The sequence below is a fragment of the Arthrobacter sp. SRS-W-1-2016 genome, from assembly GCF_002009585.1.
GTDB classification, from domain to species: Bacteria; Actinomycetota; Actinomycetes; order Actinomycetales; family Micrococcaceae; genus Arthrobacter; species Arthrobacter bambusae_A.
This window is the reverse complement of the sequence record NZ_MTPV01000001.1, coordinates 1-18,821: the sequence shown is the minus strand read 5'-3', so window position 1 is coordinate 18,821 and position 18,821 is coordinate 1. Positions and strand designations below refer to the sequence as shown.

The following is an 18,821-nucleotide window of genomic DNA, read 5'->3' as shown; positions in this document are numbered from 1 at the left end:
CGCTTAGCACATTCACAACTGACTAGCTTCCTCCTATTGAGCCTGTACCAAGCCTTTCCCAGAGAGTAAATCTCTACGTATTTAGGGCAAAGGGCCGGTGCGCTGAAGGAAGTCCTGGGTCCGCCGCAATCTTCTTAGTGCGATGGGGGCCGCTACGACGAAGAGGATCAAGGTGAGGACATATAACGCCTTCGCGAGTCCCAAGTCCGTCCACATCAGATTTCCTAAAGCGAACAGGAAATATGCCGGAAGCAGACGCAATGAGAATCGCTGGAGAATGAGAGCCTGCCGGGCGGCCGCAAGCACGACGTTCAACTCTTCGGGAAGGACCGGCTCCCGGCCTTTGATCTGGTTCGCGACGCGGCGCCGCTGCGTGCGGGACAACTGAGCCACTACCGAGCCCTGACTGATGGGTCTTTCTCCGCTTCGAGCGGCACGGACCCAGACAATGACACCGAGGAGTATCCCGGCACACTCAACAATTGCGCCCACCGTTTTCAACCATCCGGGCACCGCTACGACATCCCCGAACAGGGGCTGCGGCTGGAGAATAAAGAACGTGACGACGCCACTGATCGCGAAAACAACCAGGACGGCAAAGACGACGAGGGTCCAGGCCTCGCGTTTGGGTGGCGGCCCCGTCCCTGACGGCAAGCCCTGGGCGACACGTTCGGCCGCAGCCCAACGTTGTACCGCGTCCCCATCATTGCGGTCCGTCATCGACGCCGCGCCCCAGACAGGCGCAATTCAGCCAACGTACCGTTGTTCACGTCTGCCAAGGCCTTAAAGGACATCACGTCCATTCCAGCCCGTTTAGCTGCCTGCCGCAAAGTCAACCGGGCCGGCCGTGACGGCACTCCAGCGTCCATCCATGTCCTCCCCAAAGGCACCAAGGTTCTTGGTTAGAGTCAACGGCCCGGGGACGGGTCCTCGCACGAGTGCAAGATACTTGATTTCTGACGGGCACTCGAGCGAAAACACTCAGCCTACTTACTAATCACGATGTGTCCCGGGTGCGACGCAACCGGAGGGGCGGCCTCGCCACGCGGCTCAGGTATCTCAAACTCGGCCAACATTCCGTCGAAAGCCCTGGTCACCGGATGCACAGGCCGAACGAATCGACACGGGCTAAGCAGCACCACCCAGGTCCCTATGCTGCAGGATTGCCCGCCCCGTGGTCCCGCGGGAAAGGGGAATCCTGCGCGCCGGCGCTCGTCCACGGCGGAAGGTCCTTGAGGGCCACACCCAGAAACTCCGCCGCGAGCCGCGCGGCGTGCACGCTCTTCCGCCGGCCGATCAGCGCTAGGACGGCAATGACGGAGCCTTGAACAATTGCAGGAAGCACCCAGACCGGTTTTCCAAGGGACGCACCCATGAGGCCGAAAATCAATGCAGGGAGCCCGCCGCCGGCAGTGAGGAGTGCCGCGAACGTGTACTTCCGGGCGTCCGCGCGCATGTTCCCGGCGGCGGCGCCGAATCTGTTGACGAGTCGGGCGCGGGTTGATTTCGCTCTGACCAGCTCCAGGTTTGTCTCATTGATTCTTTTCGCCGTTGCGGCCGCCTCGGCTGCGTCCTGTCGGGACATCCGGTCCGCGCGGGGGTACCGGGCGCGGGAAACGGCCCAGCGTTGGGTGAGCCCCGACTGTGCAAGCTTCGCTTCCCCGGCGGCCCTGACTTGCACGCCGGAGCGCGGGTCGAGTTGAGGGAGCGTCCTGTAGTACATCCCGTACTTTGAGAAGCTCTGCAGGGTCGTGTAGCCGTGCCGGTACTCCCTGCGGGCCTTGTAAGTGGAGACAGCACCCGACACGGCCGCGGTGAGTCCTGCGAGCAGGAGCATGCAGTAAAAAGCGATGGCGAGGGTCTTAACACCGGCGCCCTTGTTGCTTGCGATCGCAAACCCAACCGTAAGGATGCCTGCGCCTATAAACGTCAGGAAACTCATTGTGGAGACCCGCTGCCAGGCTGCGGCGCTGAAACCGTGGAGCATGGGATACCGGACCGTCGGCTCCCATGGCACGGTCGGGACAAAGCCGCCGCCCTGGTCCTTAATGGTGTGAAGCACGTTTGCCTCCTGGGGGTTCGATCGGACCAAGTCGGCTTTCGGACTTCGTGAGCTGGTTCATCCGCGGCCTGGCCCCGGTGCCGGGTTTCTCTCTGGCCAGGTGGTGTAGCCGAGTTTCCGCTCGGCGTAGTAGGGACGGATCGCTAAGACGGCGATCACCATGGCCACGGCGCACAGAGCGATGGCCAGCCAGAGGGGCACCAAAGGTATCCACGTCGGGAAGGCATAGTGGGTAGCGGCGTCGATCAGAGCCAGCGGCGCACCGATACCCAAGGCGGCCAGAATCCCCTTGATGAAAGGAACGGCCCGGATCAGCCATTTCCCCGCCGGCGGCTGGACAGGCAGAGTGTCCCATTCGCTGCGTGGAACGAACCTCACCTCGGCCATTCAAACCCTCCCCACAGGCAATCGGACGCATCGCCGTCACTGGACGTCATGCTACACAGAAACAGCCCAATCCTTGCTTCACCAGCCAGAAATCGACTAGAGGCAGTGAATGTCAGCCAGGCGCATGCCGTCACCTTGGCCTGTGGTGTCGTCCAGCTTCACGATGGCGTCCTTGCCCTGGGTCAGCGGGAAGGTGATGCTGTTGGCGACGCCGAGCGATGAGGAGCCGTGCTCGATGCTGGCCGCTACGTACAGCCCTCCCGGGCATCCTGCGGCGGCCATGGTCGTGACGTGCACGACGGAGCACTTCAGGTACCCGCAGGTGTACTCGGACTTGGGCGCGTACTGGTAGTAGAAGGGGCCGGAGAACCGGGTCCATCCCTGGGCTTCCATCTGGGTCCGGATCGATTCGGATGTACCGGCTTGTTGGGCAGCCTGGTCGACTGCCTGGGAGGCATTGACAGCGGCAACGTCACTGCGCTGCTTGTCGTACAGCTTGGTGTTGTCTGCCTGGACCTTTGCCCAGAACGCGTCCGAGTCTTCCTTTTTCTTCTTGGCGGCAGGCATCCGCGGATGCCTGCGCAGCCGCCTGGGCATCTCGAGCCTGGGCTGATGGGAGCCCTGAACTGAACCACCAGGCCACCCCGGACCCGGCCACCAGGACCAAGACCAGAGCGAGAATGAGGAAGATGCGCTTCCTCTTACGAACTGCCGACTGAGAGTTGTTCGGCGCAGACTCGCCTTCGAGATGATCCGTCATCATGCTTCCCCATATTCAACAGTGGCCGCAGATCGGCGCATTCACATCGTATTGGCTTGTCAAAGCAGGGCCGAGCTTTGAACTGAATAGTTGCCGGGCCTTGCTCGTGACAGATCCGGCTACTTGGCCCGGTAATCCCATTCCCATCCGCCGCTCGTCATGCCGGCGCCGTCGTAGGCGATTGTGCCGGTCGGCGTCGTGACTTCAAGGATCACGATGCCAGCGGCTTTCTCGCCTTTACCGATGGTGTCCGGCAGGAGCCGGCTCTGGTCCGCTACACAACTCTGGACCGCGACGGTGTCAACTTTGTTCATGCGAGTCCCGTCGGGGGTATAGCCCTTCCAATAATTAGCCATAAAGCTTGTCAACCCAGACTCATTGTTCATGGTCAGGCCGCCCTTGAAATTGGCGGTGGTTTCAACCTCCAGCGCCACAGCCAAAGCCGTGCCTGCCGGCCGGGTCGAGTACGGGGAGTCACAGCTGATCGGCTCGATCGACGTGACCTTGAACTTCAGAGTGCCGTCAGCTGCCGATGTCCCCCCTGCTCCCGCAAACTCTCCGACTTTCTTCACAATGTTCCCGTGGGCATTTATTAGCGGGCTGGCGCTGGGAGATGCCGCGGGAGAAGAAGTCTGCGACGGCTCCACGGAGGGCCCGGGTGAAGCTGTCTGGGTTGGCGTGCCTTGGGCTACTGCCTGGGCGCTGCTGGAGCAGCCGGAGAGAATGAGCGCTGAAGCTGCGAACAGAGCAAGGGCATAACTGATTTTCATGGATCCCCAAATGGTGATTGCGTAGAGCTGACATCCAATCCTAAAGTTGAGCGGGCAGCTGTTCCTTCCCGACATTCCAGTCAATTTGTGAAAAACCCAAGCCGCTTGCAGTTCGGGGGCCTAACCCTGGTGCAGCCCGAAATTGGGACTCCGTAACGAGACCAGGCCGGTGGACGCACACCCGAGGGCCTTGTTCGGCGCGACCCTCGCCGGAGAGCTCACGACCGTAAACCGTTGAGTGGATCCGCCGTTGCCCTTATGGATCGTCGCCCGGGCTGACGAAAATGCAGAATCCACGAAGGCCCGGCACGACTATCATTCGAAAATGACCATGGAAATGCGCAAACCGACGCCGAAGGGAAAATGGGAAAAGGCACTAGATTCATCCCAGTTCTGGATGCTTCCCATCGCGTTGATCGTCGCAAACTCTCTTCGGACCATGCTTGGATTCTGGCTGTCGCTGCTGGTCGCACTCGGCGTGATGGGGACAGGAACATTCCTCCTCCGGCTACCGGCCACTGCCGAGAGGAACAGGCGGCTGGAGGAGGATGCCCAGTCCGGAGTGATTGAGTGTGCCATCCGCTACCCGGGTGCCGTGTCCGGGTCGCTTGGGGCTGGCTGGTCGTCGGGCTTCGCGGAGGTCCGTGACGGGACCATCAAATTCCAGGCGGCATTCGACATGGCGGTGCAGCGAAAAGGGTCTGTGATGGTTTTTGAGGATCTTCACTCGATGGGCGACCGGGCCTTGTCGGACAAGAGGGTGCTGGCTTTGAGACGGGCGAACCGGGTCATCGCGGTTAGAACCGACAAAGGGGAGATCGAGCTGGCAGGAACAGAAGAAAGTCTGAAATCTGTCGAGGATCACCTACGCCACGGAGATGGCGAAGGACGTTAAATGCAAACAAAGAATGTGGGACTAGTTCTCGAAACGTCAAGGGCCGTCCATCTTCCCTGGCCGTTCCGGGTGCTTGGGGTCTTTACCGCGTTCGCGCCAGTATTCGTCGCGCTGCCACAACGAAAACCGGGTTACCTGAACGCAGAGTACCGTCACAGCGGCTGCCAGGATGATGGTCCGGATCCAACGCCATGGTTCGGAATCGATACCCCTGAGGCTCAGTATGTTGGCCACGAATTCGAAGGCCACGACGGGAAGGAACCAATAACTGATGCGAAGTAGCCTGCGGCGAACTTCTTCCGTTGTGGCCACCCATCCTCCCGTCGAATTCGTGCAATCAATTCCGTTCTTGTCAGTGAATCAAGAATGTCGGCCCGACGATAGAACTTGTCCCCAGACACTGGGGGGACGCCGGGCAACGATAGACACAAAGACGGAAGATCGCGACGAAGCTGAAGGTCACCAGCACGACGCCGGTGGCCTTCAGCTTCCCCACCAACCGAATCTAGGCGGGGACGTCGAAGCGCTGGCCTTCCGGCTTGGACGGAAGGATCATGAAAATCAGCAGGGCCAGGCCTCCGAGGAACGGGACGGGCCCGATGAGGATCATCCAGCCGCTGAAGTTCACATCGTGCAGGCGCCGGACGACGACGGCAACGGACGGGATGATGGTGGCCAGACCCCAGATGCCCAGGAGAATGTCGCCGACGACCGCACCTGGGCCCGGGACTTTGGCGCCGGAGTCGCTGACGGTCGCGCCTGCGGAAATGATGATGTTCAGGATGATGGCCACGACGCCGGAGATCAGGGCCCACCACCAGTATTCGCTGCGGCTGGCACGGCCAGTGAAGGTGGCGTACTTCTTGAAGAACGGGCGCGCGGCCTCACCGATAGGCGCACCATATGCCCCTTCCGGCGAAGTAGATCTCCTCGACGACCTAACGCATCTTCTCCGGCAGGGCCTCCACCGGGGCACGAAAATACCTGAAGCGTCGGCGAGGGCGGCTTCCACCACGCCGCGTTTGACGCCCAGGGCTGACCCGGTTTCGGCAACCCGGTACTCGTTCCGCTCCGATTTACGAGCCAGGCGCGGTGGCATTGGCTATGAGTCGTTGAAGGTTTGGTACTGCGGCCGATGCCGCGTGGCCATACCGTTGCAGGAGTGCGACCTTGTGGGCGTCGGCCGGCGTGGCCTTGCGGGCCAAATCGGAGAACCGGTCGAGCCTGGAGCGCGTGATCCAGTCCCTGAGCTGGGGATCGCGCCTCCAACGGTCCTGGTTGGTCAGATTCATCAGCATCATGTTGAGCCAGTCCTGCGGAGCATCCGACATGGGTATGGGTGTGCAGAGCTCGTTCTTCTCGGTCTCGCCGACGATCGAGGCCTCGATATGGGCGATGAAGGCGCTGCTGAACGTCGGCTGGAGCGCACGTACCATCTGTGGGGTGATCTTCCGGCCAGTGAAGATCGGAGTCGCCGGCCGTCTCTCGACCGCACTGGCTGAGCAGTCCACGTACAGACATTCCGATGACGACTCGGCTGTCCCGCGTTCCAGGAGGATCCGGTCGCGTTCGATACGTTGGATCCTGCCCATGCGAACGACGTTCTTGATCTGCCTCAGCGCGTGGAGCTCCGCCAAGGAGACTATGGCCCCGTGGTACATGGTGGGTGTGACGCCGGTATCCAGCCGCAACAGTTGTCCCGTGGCTTCCAGTTGGGCGAAAAGTGCATCGATCGTCTCCGCAGCCGCAGCGATCTCGGCTTGGATCGCGAACGCGCCGAACGATCGCTCGAAGAACTCCTCGGCGGGCTGCACGTTCGCGCGGTTCTGAAGCCACGGGTCGCGCGGCACGATCCAGCAGATGTCGTCCGGCGACACCTGGTTCTGCAGCAACCAGAGGCACGCATCTATACCGGTCTTACCGGCCCCGATGACGACGTAGCCTGCAGGCGGCCGCTTCACGTGCGGCAGATCATTGGGCGGCACGCACTCTACGCCGGCAGCCACTCCATATTTGGGCGGATGCGTGGAAGGCACAGCCGTGTTCAGGTACGAGGTATCGACGACCTTGTCCCTCACGTGCGCTTCGTGGATCTCACCGCCCGTGAGCGAGGTGAATCGATGACGCTCCACGTAGTCGCCCTCGTATTCGCACATCGGGAAGTACCGGAGCCGGCCGGAGTCGACAAAGTCGCGCATCAATTCCTCGTAGTAGTAGAGGATTGAGGCGCTGCTCGCGCGTTCGCACAGGCCCAGATTGAGCGCTGTCCTGTCGCGCGCGCCGCTGCCCAGATCACGTGAATTCACCCCGTAGGTGGCCGACGGCTGGTGCAATCGCACGAACGGATAGGCATCGTTCCAGTGCCCGCCAGGAGCATGGTGGCGATCGACGACGACCATCGTGTGGTCCGTCTCGTGGAGCAGCACGTCGGCAAACGCCATCCCCACCGCGCCGCTCCCAACTACCAGGTAGTCGGCTTCAATTGCTGCCACGGAGCCTCCTGAGATGGTTGCCATCCTTGTTCTCGCCAGTGAACCAAAAATGTCGTGCCAACGATAGAACGAAGACGTGCCTGAGTCGGCTTTGCTCGCGAACGGCGCCGCATTTGAGCACTCCCCGCGCATCAGTATCACCGACCCGGTGGCACCCGGTCGTGACCAGCCCTATCGGCAGCTTCGCCGCCTTGCTCATCGCCTGAACGAGTGTCTGAGGTTGAGGTGGCAGCGTTCGCCAACGTGGCGGCAAGGGCACGGACTGCGTTACGGTTCTTCAAAATGCTCCCCGTCGAGGATTCGGATCATCGTCTGTCCGGAAACATGCGTAGGCGCTTCATCACCCGGGCATCCACCTGGTTTATTGGAGGGTGATCGGCAGATACAGCTGAGCTTGGGACCACCCGGAGAAGACGTGGAGCGTCCCAGGTCCGGCCACCAGCCCGTTGTTCGGATCGGTGTTGGCCGGGAAGGTCATGGCTGTCGTGAAATTGCCGGAGCCATCCGTGGTGACATCGGTAGCCCCCTCGCCCCAGTCGTTGTCCTCCAGGTGCACCGCCGTGTTTGCGGGGAACCCACGGCCCTGCACGGTGAACTGCTGACCCAGCGTGATGACCGACGACAGGGCGACCTGCTTCGGAGTGATCTTCTGGGAGGGGGAGTCGTATTGCACGCCGGACCACTTGTAGGTGTATTCGCCCAAGGCCGCGGTCTGACCGTCGAAGTACTGGCCGTTGTCAGTGGAAGACACGTTGTCTACGTAGAACACCGCGTTCTCAAGCGGTGCATAGTTGTAGTTCGCGCCCGCCCGGACAAGCAGCTTCAGCGTGCCGCCTGCCGGTGTGGGCATCCAGGGCCGCTGAACATTCATAGCGACCCACCCGGAGCTGCCTCCCACATAGGCAGTGACCGGGGAACTCTCGGAGATGAACGTGCCGTCGGCCGCGTAATTGGCTACGGAAGCGTACACGTCCTGGCTGGAACCACTGAAACCGGGGCTGCTGATACTCATGTTGATCTGGCCGTACCCAGCCGTGGGCAAATCGAAGGCCACGACGTTTGCCTGATCTGACTGGATGCTGCCGCTGGTGACGAACTGGACCGCGCCGCTTCCGCCGATGCCTTGGCCCGCTGCATAGCTGATGGACTTCACGATGCTGCTGTAGGAGATGTTCACGCCGCGGGCCAAGCCCAGGATGCGGTTGCACTCGGCGACCGAACCGGTGTCATCGAACGGTTCGGCAGAAATGACCTCGGACCGTTCGGCGGTGCGGGGCCTTCGTGCTGGTTGGATTACTTAGTCGTCGTGCAGTAAACCGTCTTGGCCGTGACCAAGAAGATCAACGCATTGGTCTGAGACAGCCCGTGAGCTTTTACTTTGTCCAGGGCTGCCTGTGTAGAGACACCTGCGGCAAGGTCGGCACATAGACCCCTCCCCATGGAAATCACCGTGGCGTCGTCGGGCCCGGAAGGGATTACTTTCCGCGCACCGGCCAGAAACGCCTTATCAAGGGTGGCATCGTCGATGGTGCCGTTGCCCAGCGCCAGAGTTGACGCTGAAACCGAGGCCGATGGTGTGGCCGTCTGCGTGGGGCTTGGAGCAGCTGGAGAAGCTTCCGCCGCCGAAGGAGAGGCCGTGGCCCCAGCTTGGGAGGAACAGCCGGTGAGTAGCAAGATGGCGGCAACGCCCAGAGTGGCAAATCTTCGCATGTTTGAATTCATTTCGGATGATGGTCACTGAAGCTTATGTTGAGGAACCTATCGCATTAAGGGTCTGTTCAGACGCGTCCCCACACGGAGCTAGGCCTGTGTCGAGTTCAGGAAGCCACCCGGTAGATTCGAGGCTAAGGATAGGAACGCTCGATGGGCTACACCCACTACTTCCCGGGCCTGAAGGCCACACCAGGAGTGATCACCGACGCCGGGAAAGTCATAGACGCCTCTTCCGTGACTATCTGCGGGCCGAAGGGGCAGGGCTTGCCGGTCCTCAACGCTGCGGAGGGGATCCGTCTGAACGGGTTCGGGGCCGCCGGCGAAGCTCACGAAACGTTCCGGCTACAGGGCTCCGTTGAGCCGCGCCACGCGGACATGTGGACATTTTGCACGACTGCTGGCAAGCCATACGACGCCGTCGTGACCGCCATTCTCATCGCGGCCGCAGTTCACGCCTTGGGCTCTCCCACCGGGACCGTCCGCAGTGACGGGCGCTGGGGCAACTGGGCCGCCGGCGTGTCACTGTATGAAGAAGCGGTCCGCCCGCTGACCGAGGACGAGAGGATCGCTTTGGAGCTCAATGTAGAAGCCATGCGCCCCTCCGGAGCGGAAGGATCGGCCGGCCGATAGCCGTACCCGCGGCGCTTCAGACTGCGTGGTCATGGCCGCTTGCGGGCTAGGGCTTCCGTTTGAGCTCGGCAGAGAGCAACAAGTCGAAGCTTTCCAGCCCGTAGTCCGGGGCGGTGACTTTAGCGATGAGTTGCTTCATGCCTGGTTCCTTGTCGACCACTTTGAGTTCAAGGCCCGGCACCCCGTTGATGTGCAGCGGCTTGGCGTACTCGAGCTGGATCAGTGCACCTAATTCCGCGATGGAAACCCTGGCCGTCGGGTCCCCGGTCATTTCAAGGATCAGCTCGTTGACCTTTCTGGTTAGCATGACCCGAAATGACTTCACCCTCGCCGGGGTAGACATGTTTTCGGACACTGCGGCGAGGGTGGCGATGGCCAAGGATGAGCCGATGACAATCGAGGCGTTTCTCATCGGTTCGATAAAGAACACCAGGATCAGGCACAAGAGGAAAGTCACGAAGCCGGCACCCATGAAAACGCAGCCAGGGTTCTTTTCGCGCCCCCACTTCTTCGCAACGAAGCTCGTAAGAGGGTGTTCTCCATTTTTGAGCGGCATTCTCAGTCCCCCTTCAGTTCGAGCAGCGCCTCGGCAAGCACGACAGCCTCGCTAGCTGCCCGCAAATCTTCACGGAGTCCCCCGTCCGGGGTGGCGGTCGCTGAGCCATCCGGGGTTCCGGCAAGACCCAGGACAACCCGGCTGAGGTTCTCCCGCTCCTCGGCAAGTTTGCGGGAGGACGTGAGTTTCTGCTTGCTCATCCGAAGATCTTGGAGCGATCTGTCGATGTCGCCCATCCGCGCCCGGATTGTGTCCAGTCTTTCAGCCACGCGCTGCGCCCGACCTCCGAACACCGATTCCATCTTGTGGGAAACATCGTAGAGGTCCTTGAGTCTGGGTCCATTGGCCATGCTTCCGTTCCGAAGGGATTCCTCCAACCGAGCCTTTCGCTCAGCCCATTGCGCAAGTCCAGAATTGTTGTGTTTCAGCGCCGAAGAAACGACATCATGCGCCGTCATGAGAACCGCTCTCCGCTTGGTAAGGCTGGCAATGGCGGCATCGAGGCGCTCCAGAAACTTCGCATAGTTATCCATGTGCGTCCTGGTATCTCCCTCGTGTCATTTCCGGTGCTTGAGCATTCTATGGGCTGCATGCCGGTGTTAGCGTCAACCCGGGCCTTTTCAACCCAGACAGAACCCATGTGTGCGGAAGATCGCTCACCGGACCCAAAAGCCTGGCCAGTCTGTATTACCTCCGGACAACCGGGTAGAAACCGTTGCGGCCCTGGCCGAGCTCGACCTTCGGAGCAGTCTTTTCCTCGTCTGGCTTCTTGCGGCCGTTTGCGGCGCTGCGACGCCGGTACCCGTCCTCCCAGGTCTGCCATTCGTCGGTCGCTTCGACTTCTTCGACCCGGCTGGTCAGGAACATGCGCATCTGCGGGGCGTTCCGGTACACCGGGTTGCGGACCAGCTTGTCCGGCTCTCCCAGGAACTTCTTGATGGCCGCCGGCGTCCACGCCGGGGTTCCGGTCGTTGAGGGTGCCGGGACCCATCAGTTCACGCTTGGTCAGCGGCGCGGTGCCGGCAGTGGGCGGGGTGTCGAGAGGAGCGAGTGAGGTCAGGGACGGTTCGGCATGCGCGGTAGCGGCGAACTAGCCGCCGATCCGGACGCCGCGGGGCTGGCGTGAAGAAGGCGTCATGCTTATTTTGTGTGCGGCTGTTGGCCATGCAGCCCAGTGTTTACCCGGAAGTCGCCTCGATTTTTCCGATGGCAGTGGTGCTTTTCGAATGCGCCGCACACATCCGGTCAGAACGGCCAGCGGGCCGGCTCACCGTTGCGTGGACACCCATCTGTCCCTCTACCTGTTAGGGCCAGTAGAACGGATCCGTCCAGTCAGGGTAGGGCCAGCTACGCATCGAAGGGCGCCGAGTCGCTGTCCCCGGGCGAGAGTCGGCGTGCTCGACAGCGTCCGGGTCCTGATGAGGCTCCCCTATAACTTCGTTTTCCGGCACGCTCTCATCCTCAGACATGGCATCCCCCTGCTGGTCTGGTAATGCCGGAGCTGACGATAATCCGACAAATCACATACTAGTATCCTGCCCGATGGAATGAGCGAGGGCTCGCTGGGCCTGGTGAAAGTCCTCCGGAACTCCGCCCACATAGCCGGCATCTGTTCTTCATGACAAAGGAACAACCGTGCCCAAGACCCTCGTTCAAATTACGCTCACAATAACCGCTACAGGCCTCCTAACGGCTTGCAGCCGCGCCGCTGCCCCTCCTCCACCCCGCCGCCGGCGCATACGGCAGGAATCTCCCTGCAAACGGCTGACGATCAGTTCCGTAGCGATTTCAATGAGGTCGCTTCCATTCACGCAACGAACTTCGGCGGCATGCCAAGCGGTAAGGCTTCCTGGACCCTTACACACCTTGAAAGGGACGATTCGGGCTATATTCCGAATGCCTATGAAACCGCAACCAACGCATACGCTTCCAGTACGGAAACTGCCCCCAAGCGGGGATGAGGTGACTTGCCTCTCGCGCTATTGTGTCCAAGCTTAGATTGGAATAGAGACCGAAGGAGAGGACTACGGCTTTGCAAGCAAACATGCAGCGATCGAGCGTGACCCCGGCTGCCAACCAGTCGGCGGTGGCCCTTGCCCGCGACCGCGCCTTCTGGGTCGCCCATTCGGGGATCTCCGAGGGTGCACGCGATGACGCCGTTGCAGCGCAGGGACCCGTGGATTCATCAACCCTCACGGTCGCCGAGGTCGCCGAAAAGCTACACCTGTCAGCACCTACCGTTCGGCGCCGCACGGCGGTGCGGAGGCTGTACTCCTACCGCAGTCGCGGCCGCCTAGTGTTTCCGGACTGGCAGTTCATACAGCCAGGCGACCAGACACTCCCGGGCCTGGATCGGGTTCTCGCTGCTCTCCCTGGCGACTTGCATCCGCAGGCTGTCGCCGGGTTCTTCCTGACCCCGCAACCGGATTTGGTCGTGAACGGAAATGCGGCGTCCGTGACGCGGTGGCTGGAGAAGGGTGGCTCAGTGGACCCAGTCCTTTGCATGGCCCGCGAACTGGCTGCCGGTTCAGTGGCTTGAGGCCTGCGGCGCAGCGGTAGCGGCTCGGGGTCTCAGCGTCGGCTGCGTGACAGCAGCAACAACAGCAACAGCCTCCGATTTTGTCCCATCAGCAGGCGGCCGGCCCTTGAGCCCACGTCCAGCCCGGATTGGTTGATGGGCGTCACAGAGATGGGTGCTAGATGGGCCATGAAATACTGCCGAGTGGTCCAACTGACGCCGCAGTGGGCCGCAAGGAGCGCCGCCGGAGATCGGGCCTCCGCATCCGTAAGAGTTTCGTCGAAGCCGGGGACTTCCCGAAGTAGGTCGGTCCACCCGAGCAGCCGTTCGATAATGCCGCGGGTGAAGACACTACGGGAGCATCCCCCACTAAAACCATTGACACATTTACATAATGTTGTTTATGGTTGAATCACTGAAGGCGACGAATCGAAAGAAGGAAGTAATGACCCTCCCGGAACTCACCATCATCCCTGCCGAACCGATCCTCGATGAGCCTCTCACCCCGAACGCCGCCGCGGCCTACCTGAACACCACCCGCCCGAACATCGCCAAGCTGCTGGCCTCCGGGTACCTGAGGCACTTGTCCATGTCGTCCCTGACGCCTCTTCGCAAGGCTGACTTCGTTACCGGCGGCGGATCGCTGCCTCTGATTCAGACGGCCCCCGCGGAGGAAAGCACCGACGGCTGGCGCAAATGGTGGGGCGACGCCCCGCACCTGAGCGACGCTGACTGGCTGGATGCCCAGCGCGGTGACTGGACCGGCGCCGGTGCCGACCGGATCTTCAAGGTCGGCTACCTGCTGGTCGGACTCGGCGGCCTGATCACCGGCGTCACCAAGGTCATCAAGGCCGTCCCCTCCGGCGATCCCCGGAAAGCTCGCTTCGAGCTCGAGCTCCTCGGCCGCCTCACAGGTGAAGTCCGGACCTACGAAAAAACCTTCCCGGAGACCTCTTCCGAAGAGGAGCGGCTCTTCGCCTTCAGCCTGGTCGGCAAGCGGTATGAGCCCCGCGCCGGCGGCTCCGTCATGTGGCTCTAGGGCCTTCCTTCCGATGAAGTGCTCGGCGGGCACCGTGGGGGCGCCCGTACCGGACCTTTCAGCGCAGCACCCCGCTTGGAAGGCTCCCGTCCCGACTCCCAGGACGCCGGCCGTTTGCCCCATCGGGAGGCACCCGGCCGGGTGCGCGTTACTGCGAATGACACCATCGGGTGCCAGTGCCCTGCGCGGCCTCGAATCCGCTGTCCTCCGGGACTCACGTTCCGGTCGCTCTGCCTTGAGCCATTAGGGCTTGGCCCCCGGCAGATCCTCCCCGCCGGGGGTTGGCTTTCGTTTCTGGACCCTATGTGTGCGGAACCGGCCAAGTCTCTCCCCGCGCCGGAAACGCCGGGCACTCCGCGGCTCAGCCCAGAGCGCGCCGGGCGGTGCTGCCGTCGAGCAGGTCGCTGACGCGGGCCGGGACGAGCTCCCGCAGGAACCCGAGATTGCCTTCGGCCGGGGATCCGGCGGCCGCTGCCGCCACAGACTCCAGCGCGGACACCGCGGTCTGGCGTGCATCATCCGCGTCCATCCCCCAGGCCGTCCCCTCGCGGACGAGGTGTTCCAGGGTGATGTAGCCCAGGCGGATCTGCCCGGCCACGGTATGGCCTGCGTTGTTGCTGGGCGCATAGAGGAGCAGGGTGGGCGCCACGTCGTAGAGCGGGGCGAGCAGCACTTCGCCGCCGTCGCGCAGGATGAGTGAGTAATTCTTGGAGTGGGCATCCCCGTTGCCGATCGCCACGTTGAAGGAAACGGCCCGGAGCAGGTCACGGCGGAACTCGGCGTCATCGCGCGTATGCGGGGCGGCCGCGTTGACCAGCCGGGTCAGCCGCGACGGCGGGGCCGAGGTGCCCTCGTATTTCGCTTCGCTTGTCAGGGCCAGGGCCTGGGTGAAGTCTTCCTGGTGCAGCCGGCTTCCGTCCGGTGCGCGGTCGAAGCGGTCCACCACGATGGCCTGCCGGGTTCCGAACATCTCCAGGTGCGCCTTCGCGGCGGGCAATCCGGCGGCCGCAGCCGTCCTCAGCGCCCAGTCCTCCGAGCCGAGGAGATCCGGAATGGTCGAATCCAGGGGTTCCGGCTTGATGATGTGGGTGGAGACGGCTCCGCGGCCAGGCCATGCCCAGCCGTCGCCGTGCCGGGTCAGCAATACCTTGGACTGGACGCCGCCCAGGGATGCGGTGACGAGGAAGTCGTCGGGCAGGTCCCAGGTCGGGAGGGACTCCACGACCCCTGTCACTTCGTCCTCCGTCATGGGGATGGCGGCGCCCGGGCGTTCCGGTGATTCGCCGGGTGGCAGGACCTGGACGGCGCCGGCACAGTCTGCGCCCAGCACGCGCAGGAGGCCGAAGGCGTCCGGTGCGGTAAGCCTGTTTTCCTTGGCAAGGTGGGAGCGCACCTGGCCTTCCGGCAGCAGCCCGTCGAAGAAGTTGTAGACCTCCGGTCCGACGATCCTTTTCCGGCTCAAAGGCATGGACAATGAAAGCAGGATGGACTCGGCACCGTACTCGGCCAGGGGTGCCCGGTCGTACTGGAAAGACAGGCGAAGTCCACTGCCGGTGAGCTCACCGATCCGACTGCCGCGAAGGAAGACGTCGAGGGTGCGTGCGCTCATGAGCTGACCTGAAGCTTTGAGAAACGCGGCACGAGGGCGACATCACGGCCCAGGATCCTGATCGCCTGCATGGCGACGACGACAGACACGGCCTCTCCTGCTTCGAGCCGGATGACGGTGCCGCGGGTCACTTTGAGCCTATCCGCCAGGTCCTGCTGGGTCAGGCCGGACTCCTTGCGCGCATCACTGATGCACCGCCCCAGGGACGGGGCATCCACGGCCCGATAGAACGGGGTCAGCTCGTCATGTTCCATATATCGATCATATTGCCTTCAAGGCTAATTGTTCAATATCTCGAACATTCAACGTTAAACGAGAAATGTTCGATATTTCTTACAGTACGTGGTGTTGAGACGGATGAGGAAGGCCCGGCCGGAGATTGGCCGGGCCCCGGTCTCCTTAGCCGAGCGGGCGTTCCTGGTCCCTCCAGGCCTGGGCGATGGTGCGGATGTCCATCATGCCGTCCCAGCCTGATTCCATGTACGCGTTCGCAGCGAAGCCGGCGAAGCGCTCGACGGTGTCCCGGTCCTCAAACCCGGTGACCCCCAGCAGATTGCCCTCGTGGACATAGTTGAAGGCGAAACGGTGGTGCTCGTCCCACTGTTTGCGGTCTTCGGGGCTCAGCGGATCCGGCTCGTCGGGACCGTCCCAGCCCAAGTCTGTCTCGTCCCGATCCTCGGCCAGAGCCGCCGCGGCCTCGGCCTTGTACCTGTCGATGCATTCCTTGGCCAGCGTGCCCGGCGTGAAGTCCAGGTCGCGTTCGATCGGCAGTCCCATCTGGCCGCGCACACTTTCCACCTCGGCGAGGTCGATGTAGCCCCATTCGCCGCCGTGCCCCAGGTTCACGTAGCCGAACGCCTCGTTCGCCTTGGGGTCGTATTCGGCGATATACCAGTCCATGCCGCCCTGGAAGTAGTGGGCCTGGATGGGTTTATCGCCGATCGGGCCCTCGCCATCGGTCTCGTAAAGCTCAGGCCAGGACGCCATCTCCTCGGCCGGCGGGTAGAAGTCATGCCCGCGGCGCTTTCGCTGCGTCTCGGCGGGCCGGGCTGGGGCAGCCGGGGTCAAGGCCACGTCAGGTTCGGAATGGGCGGTGGGCGCGAACTGGCCGCCGACGGGGATCCCCTGAGGCTGGCGGCTGGTGCTTTCGGTCATGATGCTCCTTCGAAGGCGGTGTCATCAGGACTGTGTGCGGCCGGCGCCCGGCACGGGTCAGGCGGCGAGCTTCAGCTGGACCTCATGCGCCTGCCGGTACGCCGCGGCCCAGGCTTCGATGGGCGCGATCAGTGCCGGCTCGCCCGGGCCGCCGAGCAGGCCGACGCGTTCCAGCCGGTCCCAGACACGGAAGCCGTACGGGCCGGTGTCGTCCTTGACCCATTTGAGGGCTTTGGAGACCAGCTTGAACTCGGCTACCGGTTCGATCGGCACCGGCCAGCGGCCTGGAGCCACGCAGGCGGGCCAGCGCACCTGGTGGGCCCGGGCGCCGAGAATGGGAACCATGCCGAGGGCGTATTCCTTGTCCCCGTGGCCGGCCTGGATGACGGAGCCGGCGACTGCGGTGCGGATCGCGCCGCCCATGTCGTCCCAAGCTTTTACCTGCACGGCGGCGTCGGACAGGACGTACAGGTCCCCGACGTCTTCCTTGCGTCCGGCGCCAAGGTAGCGCATCGCCTTTTCCAGGGCGAACTCGGGGAGGAGGTTCACCAGGACGGGAACGGACTCGCGCTCGAAGCGGTCGCCCTTGTCTTTTGAGCTGTTGGCCATGATTGGTCCTACTCGACCTGCGTCCACAGCGCCTCAGGCGACGAAGTCTGGGCGTCCGGCCATGGGGCCGAGGCGCAGTCAGTTCGCCTATCCGGGTGGTCCATGGTGGTCCTTCGATGTGGTCCACAGTGGTCCATCAGGGTGGTCCATGGTGGTCCTTCGGCGTGGTCCACAGTAGTGGTCCATGGTGGTCCATGGTGGTCCTTCGTGGTCCGGGGTCCACCCCTTGGTCCATGCGTGCTGTGAAAACGGTCGTGGACTAGTCCCGGACTGGCACTCGAGCGGTTCACATGGACCATCGCCAAGGGAGGAAGCGAACGAATGACTTCACGTATCGAACCAGACAGCCGGACGATGGTGCTGCTGCCTGCCTGGCTGCCATCATGCCCGTCAGCCTGTTCTTCGCCACGGAAACAACGGTCAACCTGGTGGTGGCTCCGGCCTACGGATCCGTGGCCCAGCGCCGCAAGCGGGCCCGCGATCAGGTGGTTCGTGCGGACCAGATGGACCAGGCAAAGGAACAGTGGACCACGAAAAGGACCACTCTGCGGACCAGTAAATGGACCAAGGGTGGACCACCTAAAGGACCACTCGGTGGACCACCTAAAGGACCACTCGGTGGACCACCCCGTAAACCCGTACCGAAGTGGACCCGGCGAAGGTCCGGGAACTGGCCGCCGAGAAGCCTAGTCAGAGAGCCATTATCCAGCGCGTCGGGTGCTCCAAGACGACAGTCGAGAGGGTCTTCTCCGAGGCCAGCGAACCGTTTCCCGTGTCCTGAACCCTTCGACAAGGCCCAGACGAGGCGGCATTGCTTAGCGCGCTGACTACCGATTTCGGCGCCGACGACAGTATCCCGGCCCGCCGCGGGGTTTCCGTCAGCTTTTGAAGCGGCTTCTAGCCGCACTTATTGGTATGTGGTCCCCTGACTCGCACAGCCGTTGCCAGATAGGTGCGACTAAGAACCCGGGTGCTTTCCTGAGCGGGGTCCATCGTCCAGGCCAGTGCCCGGATCGTGGCGCTTCCCCTCGGCGCGCGCGACCGCCCCCCGAGCCGCATGCAGCACCTTAAGATCTTCCTCGCGCGCCAAATCGCTCCGGGCCAGCGCATCCAAAGTAGCCAGTCCTAGTCTTCTCGCACCTTCGTTGTCGTCAAGGGAACGATCCAGCGCCCATTGTGTCCGTCGCCACCATTCCGCGCGATCATCCGCTTCAGTCTGCTGCGCGAGGGCCGTCGCGCAGGTTTGGCGCTGCTGCTCCAGCAAGCTCCGCCCAGCCGTCGCGCGGTGCCTCCGGACTCGCCAGACAGTGTAGGCGATTGGAATTGCCCCCAGCAGGGCCGCCAGCGGTCCCAAGGCTGCGAGGATCTGCCACCACTCGGCAGGCCCGGTTCGGACGAAGACGTCCACGGTGATCGGAGAAGGTATCGCGTTCACTTTGCCAGCTTACGTCGCTACACGGACAGTTCCCGGACCTCGCCCTCGCGGAAAGCGCTTTGATTCAGCTACCTTCGAACAGCCAGCCGTTGAGTGTCATACCCTCCGACTAGCTGTACTGCCCAGGGAGGTTGGTTAGCCGGCTGACGGGTGGTTTGTTCCCGGTGGCGGTGTGGGGCCTGTGGTGATTG

The 18,821-nt window shown here is 62.7% G+C and carries 23 protein-coding genes; 5 read left to right on the top strand and 18 right to left on the bottom strand.

The window, feature by feature from the left end; all coding sequences use genetic code 11:
- Window positions 1–81 precede the first annotated feature (81 nt).
- The 5 genes from BMF89_RS00115 to BMF89_RS00095 form a co-directional block, all read right to left on the bottom strand.
- Window positions 82–720: a hypothetical protein gene (locus tag BMF89_RS00115; RefSeq protein ID WP_078105057.1), complete on the bottom strand. Its 639-nt coding sequence runs from the start codon at window positions 718–720 to the stop codon at window positions 82–84.
- A 430-nt stretch (window positions 721–1,150) separates the two neighbouring features.
- Complete coding sequence (locus BMF89_RS00110) at window positions 1,151–2,062, bottom strand: hypothetical protein (protein ID WP_078105055.1); 912 nt, start codon at window positions 2,060–2,062, stop codon at window positions 1,151–1,153.
- Window positions 2,063–2,119: 57 nt separating this feature from the next.
- Complete coding sequence (locus BMF89_RS00105; protein WP_078105054.1) at window positions 2,120–2,449, bottom strand: hypothetical protein; 330 nt, start codon at window positions 2,447–2,449, stop codon at window positions 2,120–2,122.
- A 96-nt stretch (window positions 2,450–2,545) separates the two neighbouring features.
- Window positions 2,546–3,016, bottom strand: a complete 471-nt coding sequence (locus tag BMF89_RS00100; protein ID WP_078105052.1) for a hypothetical protein — start codon at window positions 3,014–3,016, stop codon at window positions 2,546–2,548.
- Window positions 3,017–3,328: 312 nt separating this feature from the next.
- The gene (locus tag BMF89_RS00095) at window positions 3,329–3,781 is read right to left on the bottom strand and encodes a hypothetical protein (protein WP_078105050.1); all 453 of its coding nucleotides are present in this window, start codon (window positions 3,779–3,781) and stop codon (window positions 3,329–3,331) included.
- 523 nt (window positions 3,782–4,304) lie between these two features.
- Here BMF89_RS00095 and BMF89_RS00090 point away from each other — a divergent pair.
- Window positions 4,305–4,874 carry a DUF2550 family protein gene (locus BMF89_RS00090; RefSeq protein WP_139359477.1) on the top strand — a complete coding sequence of 190 codons (570 nt, stop codon included), beginning with the start codon at window positions 4,305–4,307 and terminating at the stop codon, window positions 4,872–4,874.
- A gap of 36 nt (window positions 4,875–4,910) precedes the next feature.
- On the opposite strand, the gene BMF89_RS00085 is transcribed toward BMF89_RS00090, so the two are convergent.
- From BMF89_RS00085 to BMF89_RS22650, 5 genes are all read right to left on the bottom strand, one after another.
- The gene (locus tag BMF89_RS00085) at window positions 4,911–5,186 is read right to left on the bottom strand and encodes a hypothetical protein (RefSeq protein ID WP_078105047.1); all 276 of its coding nucleotides are present in this window, start codon (window positions 5,184–5,186) and stop codon (window positions 4,911–4,913) included.
- Between the two features lie 193 nt (window positions 5,187–5,379).
- The gene (locus BMF89_RS00080; RefSeq protein ID WP_078105046.1) at window positions 5,380–5,973 is read right to left on the bottom strand and encodes a DUF805 domain-containing protein; all 594 of its coding nucleotides are present in this window, start codon (window positions 5,971–5,973) and stop codon (window positions 5,380–5,382) included.
- Entirely contained in the window at window positions 5,951–7,366 is a 1,416-nt protein-coding gene (locus BMF89_RS00075; RefSeq protein WP_216353752.1) for an FAD/NAD(P)-binding protein, read from the bottom strand. Before BMF89_RS00075 ends, BMF89_RS00080 begins: the two co-directional genes overlap by 23 nt.
- Before the next feature lie 361 nt (window positions 7,367–7,727).
- Window positions 7,728–8,543 carry a hypothetical protein gene (locus BMF89_RS00070; protein ID WP_078105044.1) on the bottom strand — a complete coding sequence of 272 codons (816 nt, stop codon included), beginning with the start codon at window positions 8,541–8,543 and terminating at the stop codon, window positions 7,728–7,730.
- A 116-nt stretch (window positions 8,544–8,659) separates the two neighbouring features.
- Window positions 8,660–8,815: a DUF732 domain-containing protein gene (locus tag BMF89_RS22650; RefSeq protein ID WP_366214745.1), complete on the bottom strand. Its 156-nt coding sequence runs from the start codon at window positions 8,813–8,815 to the stop codon at window positions 8,660–8,662.
- Between BMF89_RS22650 and BMF89_RS22235 the strand changes: the two genes are divergently transcribed.
- Both BMF89_RS22235 and BMF89_RS00060 read left to right on the top strand, forming a co-directional pair.
- Window positions 8,805–9,107, top strand: coding sequence for a hypothetical protein (locus BMF89_RS22235; protein WP_253190627.1), 303 nt, complete (start codon window positions 8,805–8,807; stop codon window positions 9,105–9,107). The genes BMF89_RS22650 and BMF89_RS22235 overlap by 11 nt on opposite strands.
- Before the next feature lie 122 nt (window positions 9,108–9,229).
- Complete coding sequence (locus BMF89_RS00060; protein ID WP_078105042.1) at window positions 9,230–9,709, top strand: hypothetical protein; 480 nt, start codon at window positions 9,230–9,232, stop codon at window positions 9,707–9,709.
- A gap of 46 nt (window positions 9,710–9,755) precedes the next feature.
- Here BMF89_RS00060 and BMF89_RS00055 read toward each other — a convergent pair whose 3' ends face one another.
- The 3 genes from BMF89_RS00055 to BMF89_RS00045 form a co-directional block, all read right to left on the bottom strand.
- Window positions 9,756–10,265: a hypothetical protein gene (locus BMF89_RS00055; RefSeq protein ID WP_078105040.1), complete on the bottom strand. Its 510-nt coding sequence runs from the start codon at window positions 10,263–10,265 to the stop codon at window positions 9,756–9,758.
- 2 nt (window positions 10,266–10,267) lie between these two features.
- Window positions 10,268–10,465: a hypothetical protein gene (locus tag BMF89_RS21420; RefSeq protein ID WP_139359476.1), complete on the bottom strand. Its 198-nt coding sequence runs from the start codon at window positions 10,463–10,465 to the stop codon at window positions 10,268–10,270.
- 487 nt (window positions 10,466–10,952) lie between these two features.
- A complete protein-coding gene (locus tag BMF89_RS00045; protein ID WP_078105037.1) occupies window positions 10,953–11,138 on the bottom strand; it encodes a hypothetical protein in 186 nt (61 codons plus the stop codon).
- 1,171 nt (window positions 11,139–12,309) lie between these two features.
- Here BMF89_RS00045 and BMF89_RS00035 point away from each other — a divergent pair.
- The gene (locus BMF89_RS00035; protein ID WP_078105034.1) at window positions 12,310–12,804 is read left to right on the top strand and encodes a hypothetical protein; all 495 of its coding nucleotides are present in this window, start codon (window positions 12,310–12,312) and stop codon (window positions 12,802–12,804) included.
- A gap of 382 nt (window positions 12,805–13,186) precedes the next feature.
- Window positions 13,187–13,822, top strand: a complete 636-nt coding sequence (locus tag BMF89_RS00030; RefSeq protein WP_253190626.1) for a hypothetical protein — start codon at window positions 13,187–13,189, stop codon at window positions 13,820–13,822.
- A gap of 361 nt (window positions 13,823–14,183) precedes the next feature.
- Here BMF89_RS00030 and BMF89_RS00025 read toward each other — a convergent pair whose 3' ends face one another.
- From BMF89_RS00025 to BMF89_RS00005, 5 genes are all read right to left on the bottom strand, one after another.
- Window positions 14,184–15,431 (bottom strand): HipA domain-containing protein, encoded by a 1,248-nt coding sequence (locus BMF89_RS00025; RefSeq protein ID WP_078105031.1) that lies wholly within the window; start codon window positions 15,429–15,431, stop codon window positions 14,184–14,186.
- The gene (locus tag BMF89_RS00020) at window positions 15,428–15,685 is read right to left on the bottom strand and encodes a helix-turn-helix transcriptional regulator (protein ID WP_078105029.1); all 258 of its coding nucleotides are present in this window, start codon (window positions 15,683–15,685) and stop codon (window positions 15,428–15,430) included. Before BMF89_RS00020 ends, BMF89_RS00025 begins: the two co-directional genes overlap by 4 nt.
- Before the next feature lie 145 nt (window positions 15,686–15,830).
- Window positions 15,831–16,586, bottom strand: a complete 756-nt coding sequence (locus BMF89_RS00015) for a DUF2958 domain-containing protein (RefSeq protein WP_078105028.1) — start codon at window positions 16,584–16,586, stop codon at window positions 15,831–15,833.
- Window positions 16,587–16,643: 57 nt separating this feature from the next.
- Entirely contained in the window at window positions 16,644–17,195 is a 552-nt protein-coding gene (locus BMF89_RS00010; protein ID WP_078105027.1) for a hypothetical protein, read from the bottom strand.
- Window positions 17,196–18,153: 958 nt separating this feature from the next.
- Window positions 18,154–18,630 carry a hypothetical protein gene (locus tag BMF89_RS00005; protein ID WP_078105026.1) on the bottom strand — a complete coding sequence of 159 codons (477 nt, stop codon included), beginning with the start codon at window positions 18,628–18,630 and terminating at the stop codon, window positions 18,154–18,156.
- Window positions 18,631–18,821: the final 191 nt, after the last annotated feature.

Coding starts and splice junctions, on each gene's coding strand:
- BMF89_RS00115 (WP_078105057.1), bottom strand. CDS start 720: ATGACGGACCGCAATGATGGGGACGCGGTACAACGTTGGGCTGCGGCC.
- BMF89_RS00105 (WP_078105054.1), bottom strand. CDS start 2,449: ATGGCCGAGGTGAGGTTCGTTCCACGCAGCGAATGGGACACTCTGCCT.
- BMF89_RS00100 (WP_078105052.1), bottom strand. CDS start 3,016: ATGCCTGCCGCCAAGAAGAAAAAGGAAGACTCGGACGCGTTCTGGGCA.
- BMF89_RS00090 (WP_139359477.1), top strand. CDS start 4,305: ATGACCATGGAAATGCGCAAACCGACGCCGAAGGGAAAATGGGAAAAG.
- BMF89_RS00080 (WP_078105046.1), bottom strand. CDS start 5,973: ATGCCACCGCGCCTGGCTCGTAAATCGGAGCGGAACGAGTACCGGGTT.
- BMF89_RS22235 (WP_253190627.1), top strand. CDS start 8,805: ATGGAAATCACCGTGGCGTCGTCGGGCCCGGAAGGGATTACTTTCCGC.
- BMF89_RS00060 (WP_078105042.1), top strand. CDS start 9,230: ATGGGCTACACCCACTACTTCCCGGGCCTGAAGGCCACACCAGGAGTG.
- BMF89_RS00055 (WP_078105040.1), bottom strand. CDS start 10,265: ATGCCGCTCAAAAATGGAGAACACCCTCTTACGAGCTTCGTTGCGAAG.
- BMF89_RS21420 (WP_139359476.1), bottom strand. CDS start 10,465: ATGAGCAAGCAGAAACTCACGTCCTCCCGCAAACTTGCCGAGGAGCGG.
- BMF89_RS00045 (WP_078105037.1), bottom strand. CDS start 11,138: ATGCGCATGTTCCTGACCAGCCGGGTCGAAGAAGTCGAAGCGACCGAC.
- BMF89_RS00035 (WP_078105034.1), top strand. CDS start 12,310: ATGCAGCGATCGAGCGTGACCCCGGCTGCCAACCAGTCGGCGGTGGCC.
- BMF89_RS00030 (WP_253190626.1), top strand. CDS start 13,187: ATGGTTGAATCACTGAAGGCGACGAATCGAAAGAAGGAAGTAATGACC.
- BMF89_RS00025 (WP_078105031.1), bottom strand. CDS start 15,431: ATGAGCGCACGCACCCTCGACGTCTTCCTTCGCGGCAGTCGGATCGGT.
- BMF89_RS00020 (WP_078105029.1), bottom strand. CDS start 15,685: ATGGAACATGACGAGCTGACCCCGTTCTATCGGGCCGTGGATGCCCCG.
- BMF89_RS00015 (WP_078105028.1), bottom strand. CDS start 16,586: ATGACCGAAAGCACCAGCCGCCAGCCTCAGGGGATCCCCGTCGGCGGC.
- BMF89_RS00010 (WP_078105027.1), bottom strand. CDS start 17,195: ATGGCCAACAGCTCAAAAGACAAGGGCGACCGCTTCGAGCGCGAGTCC.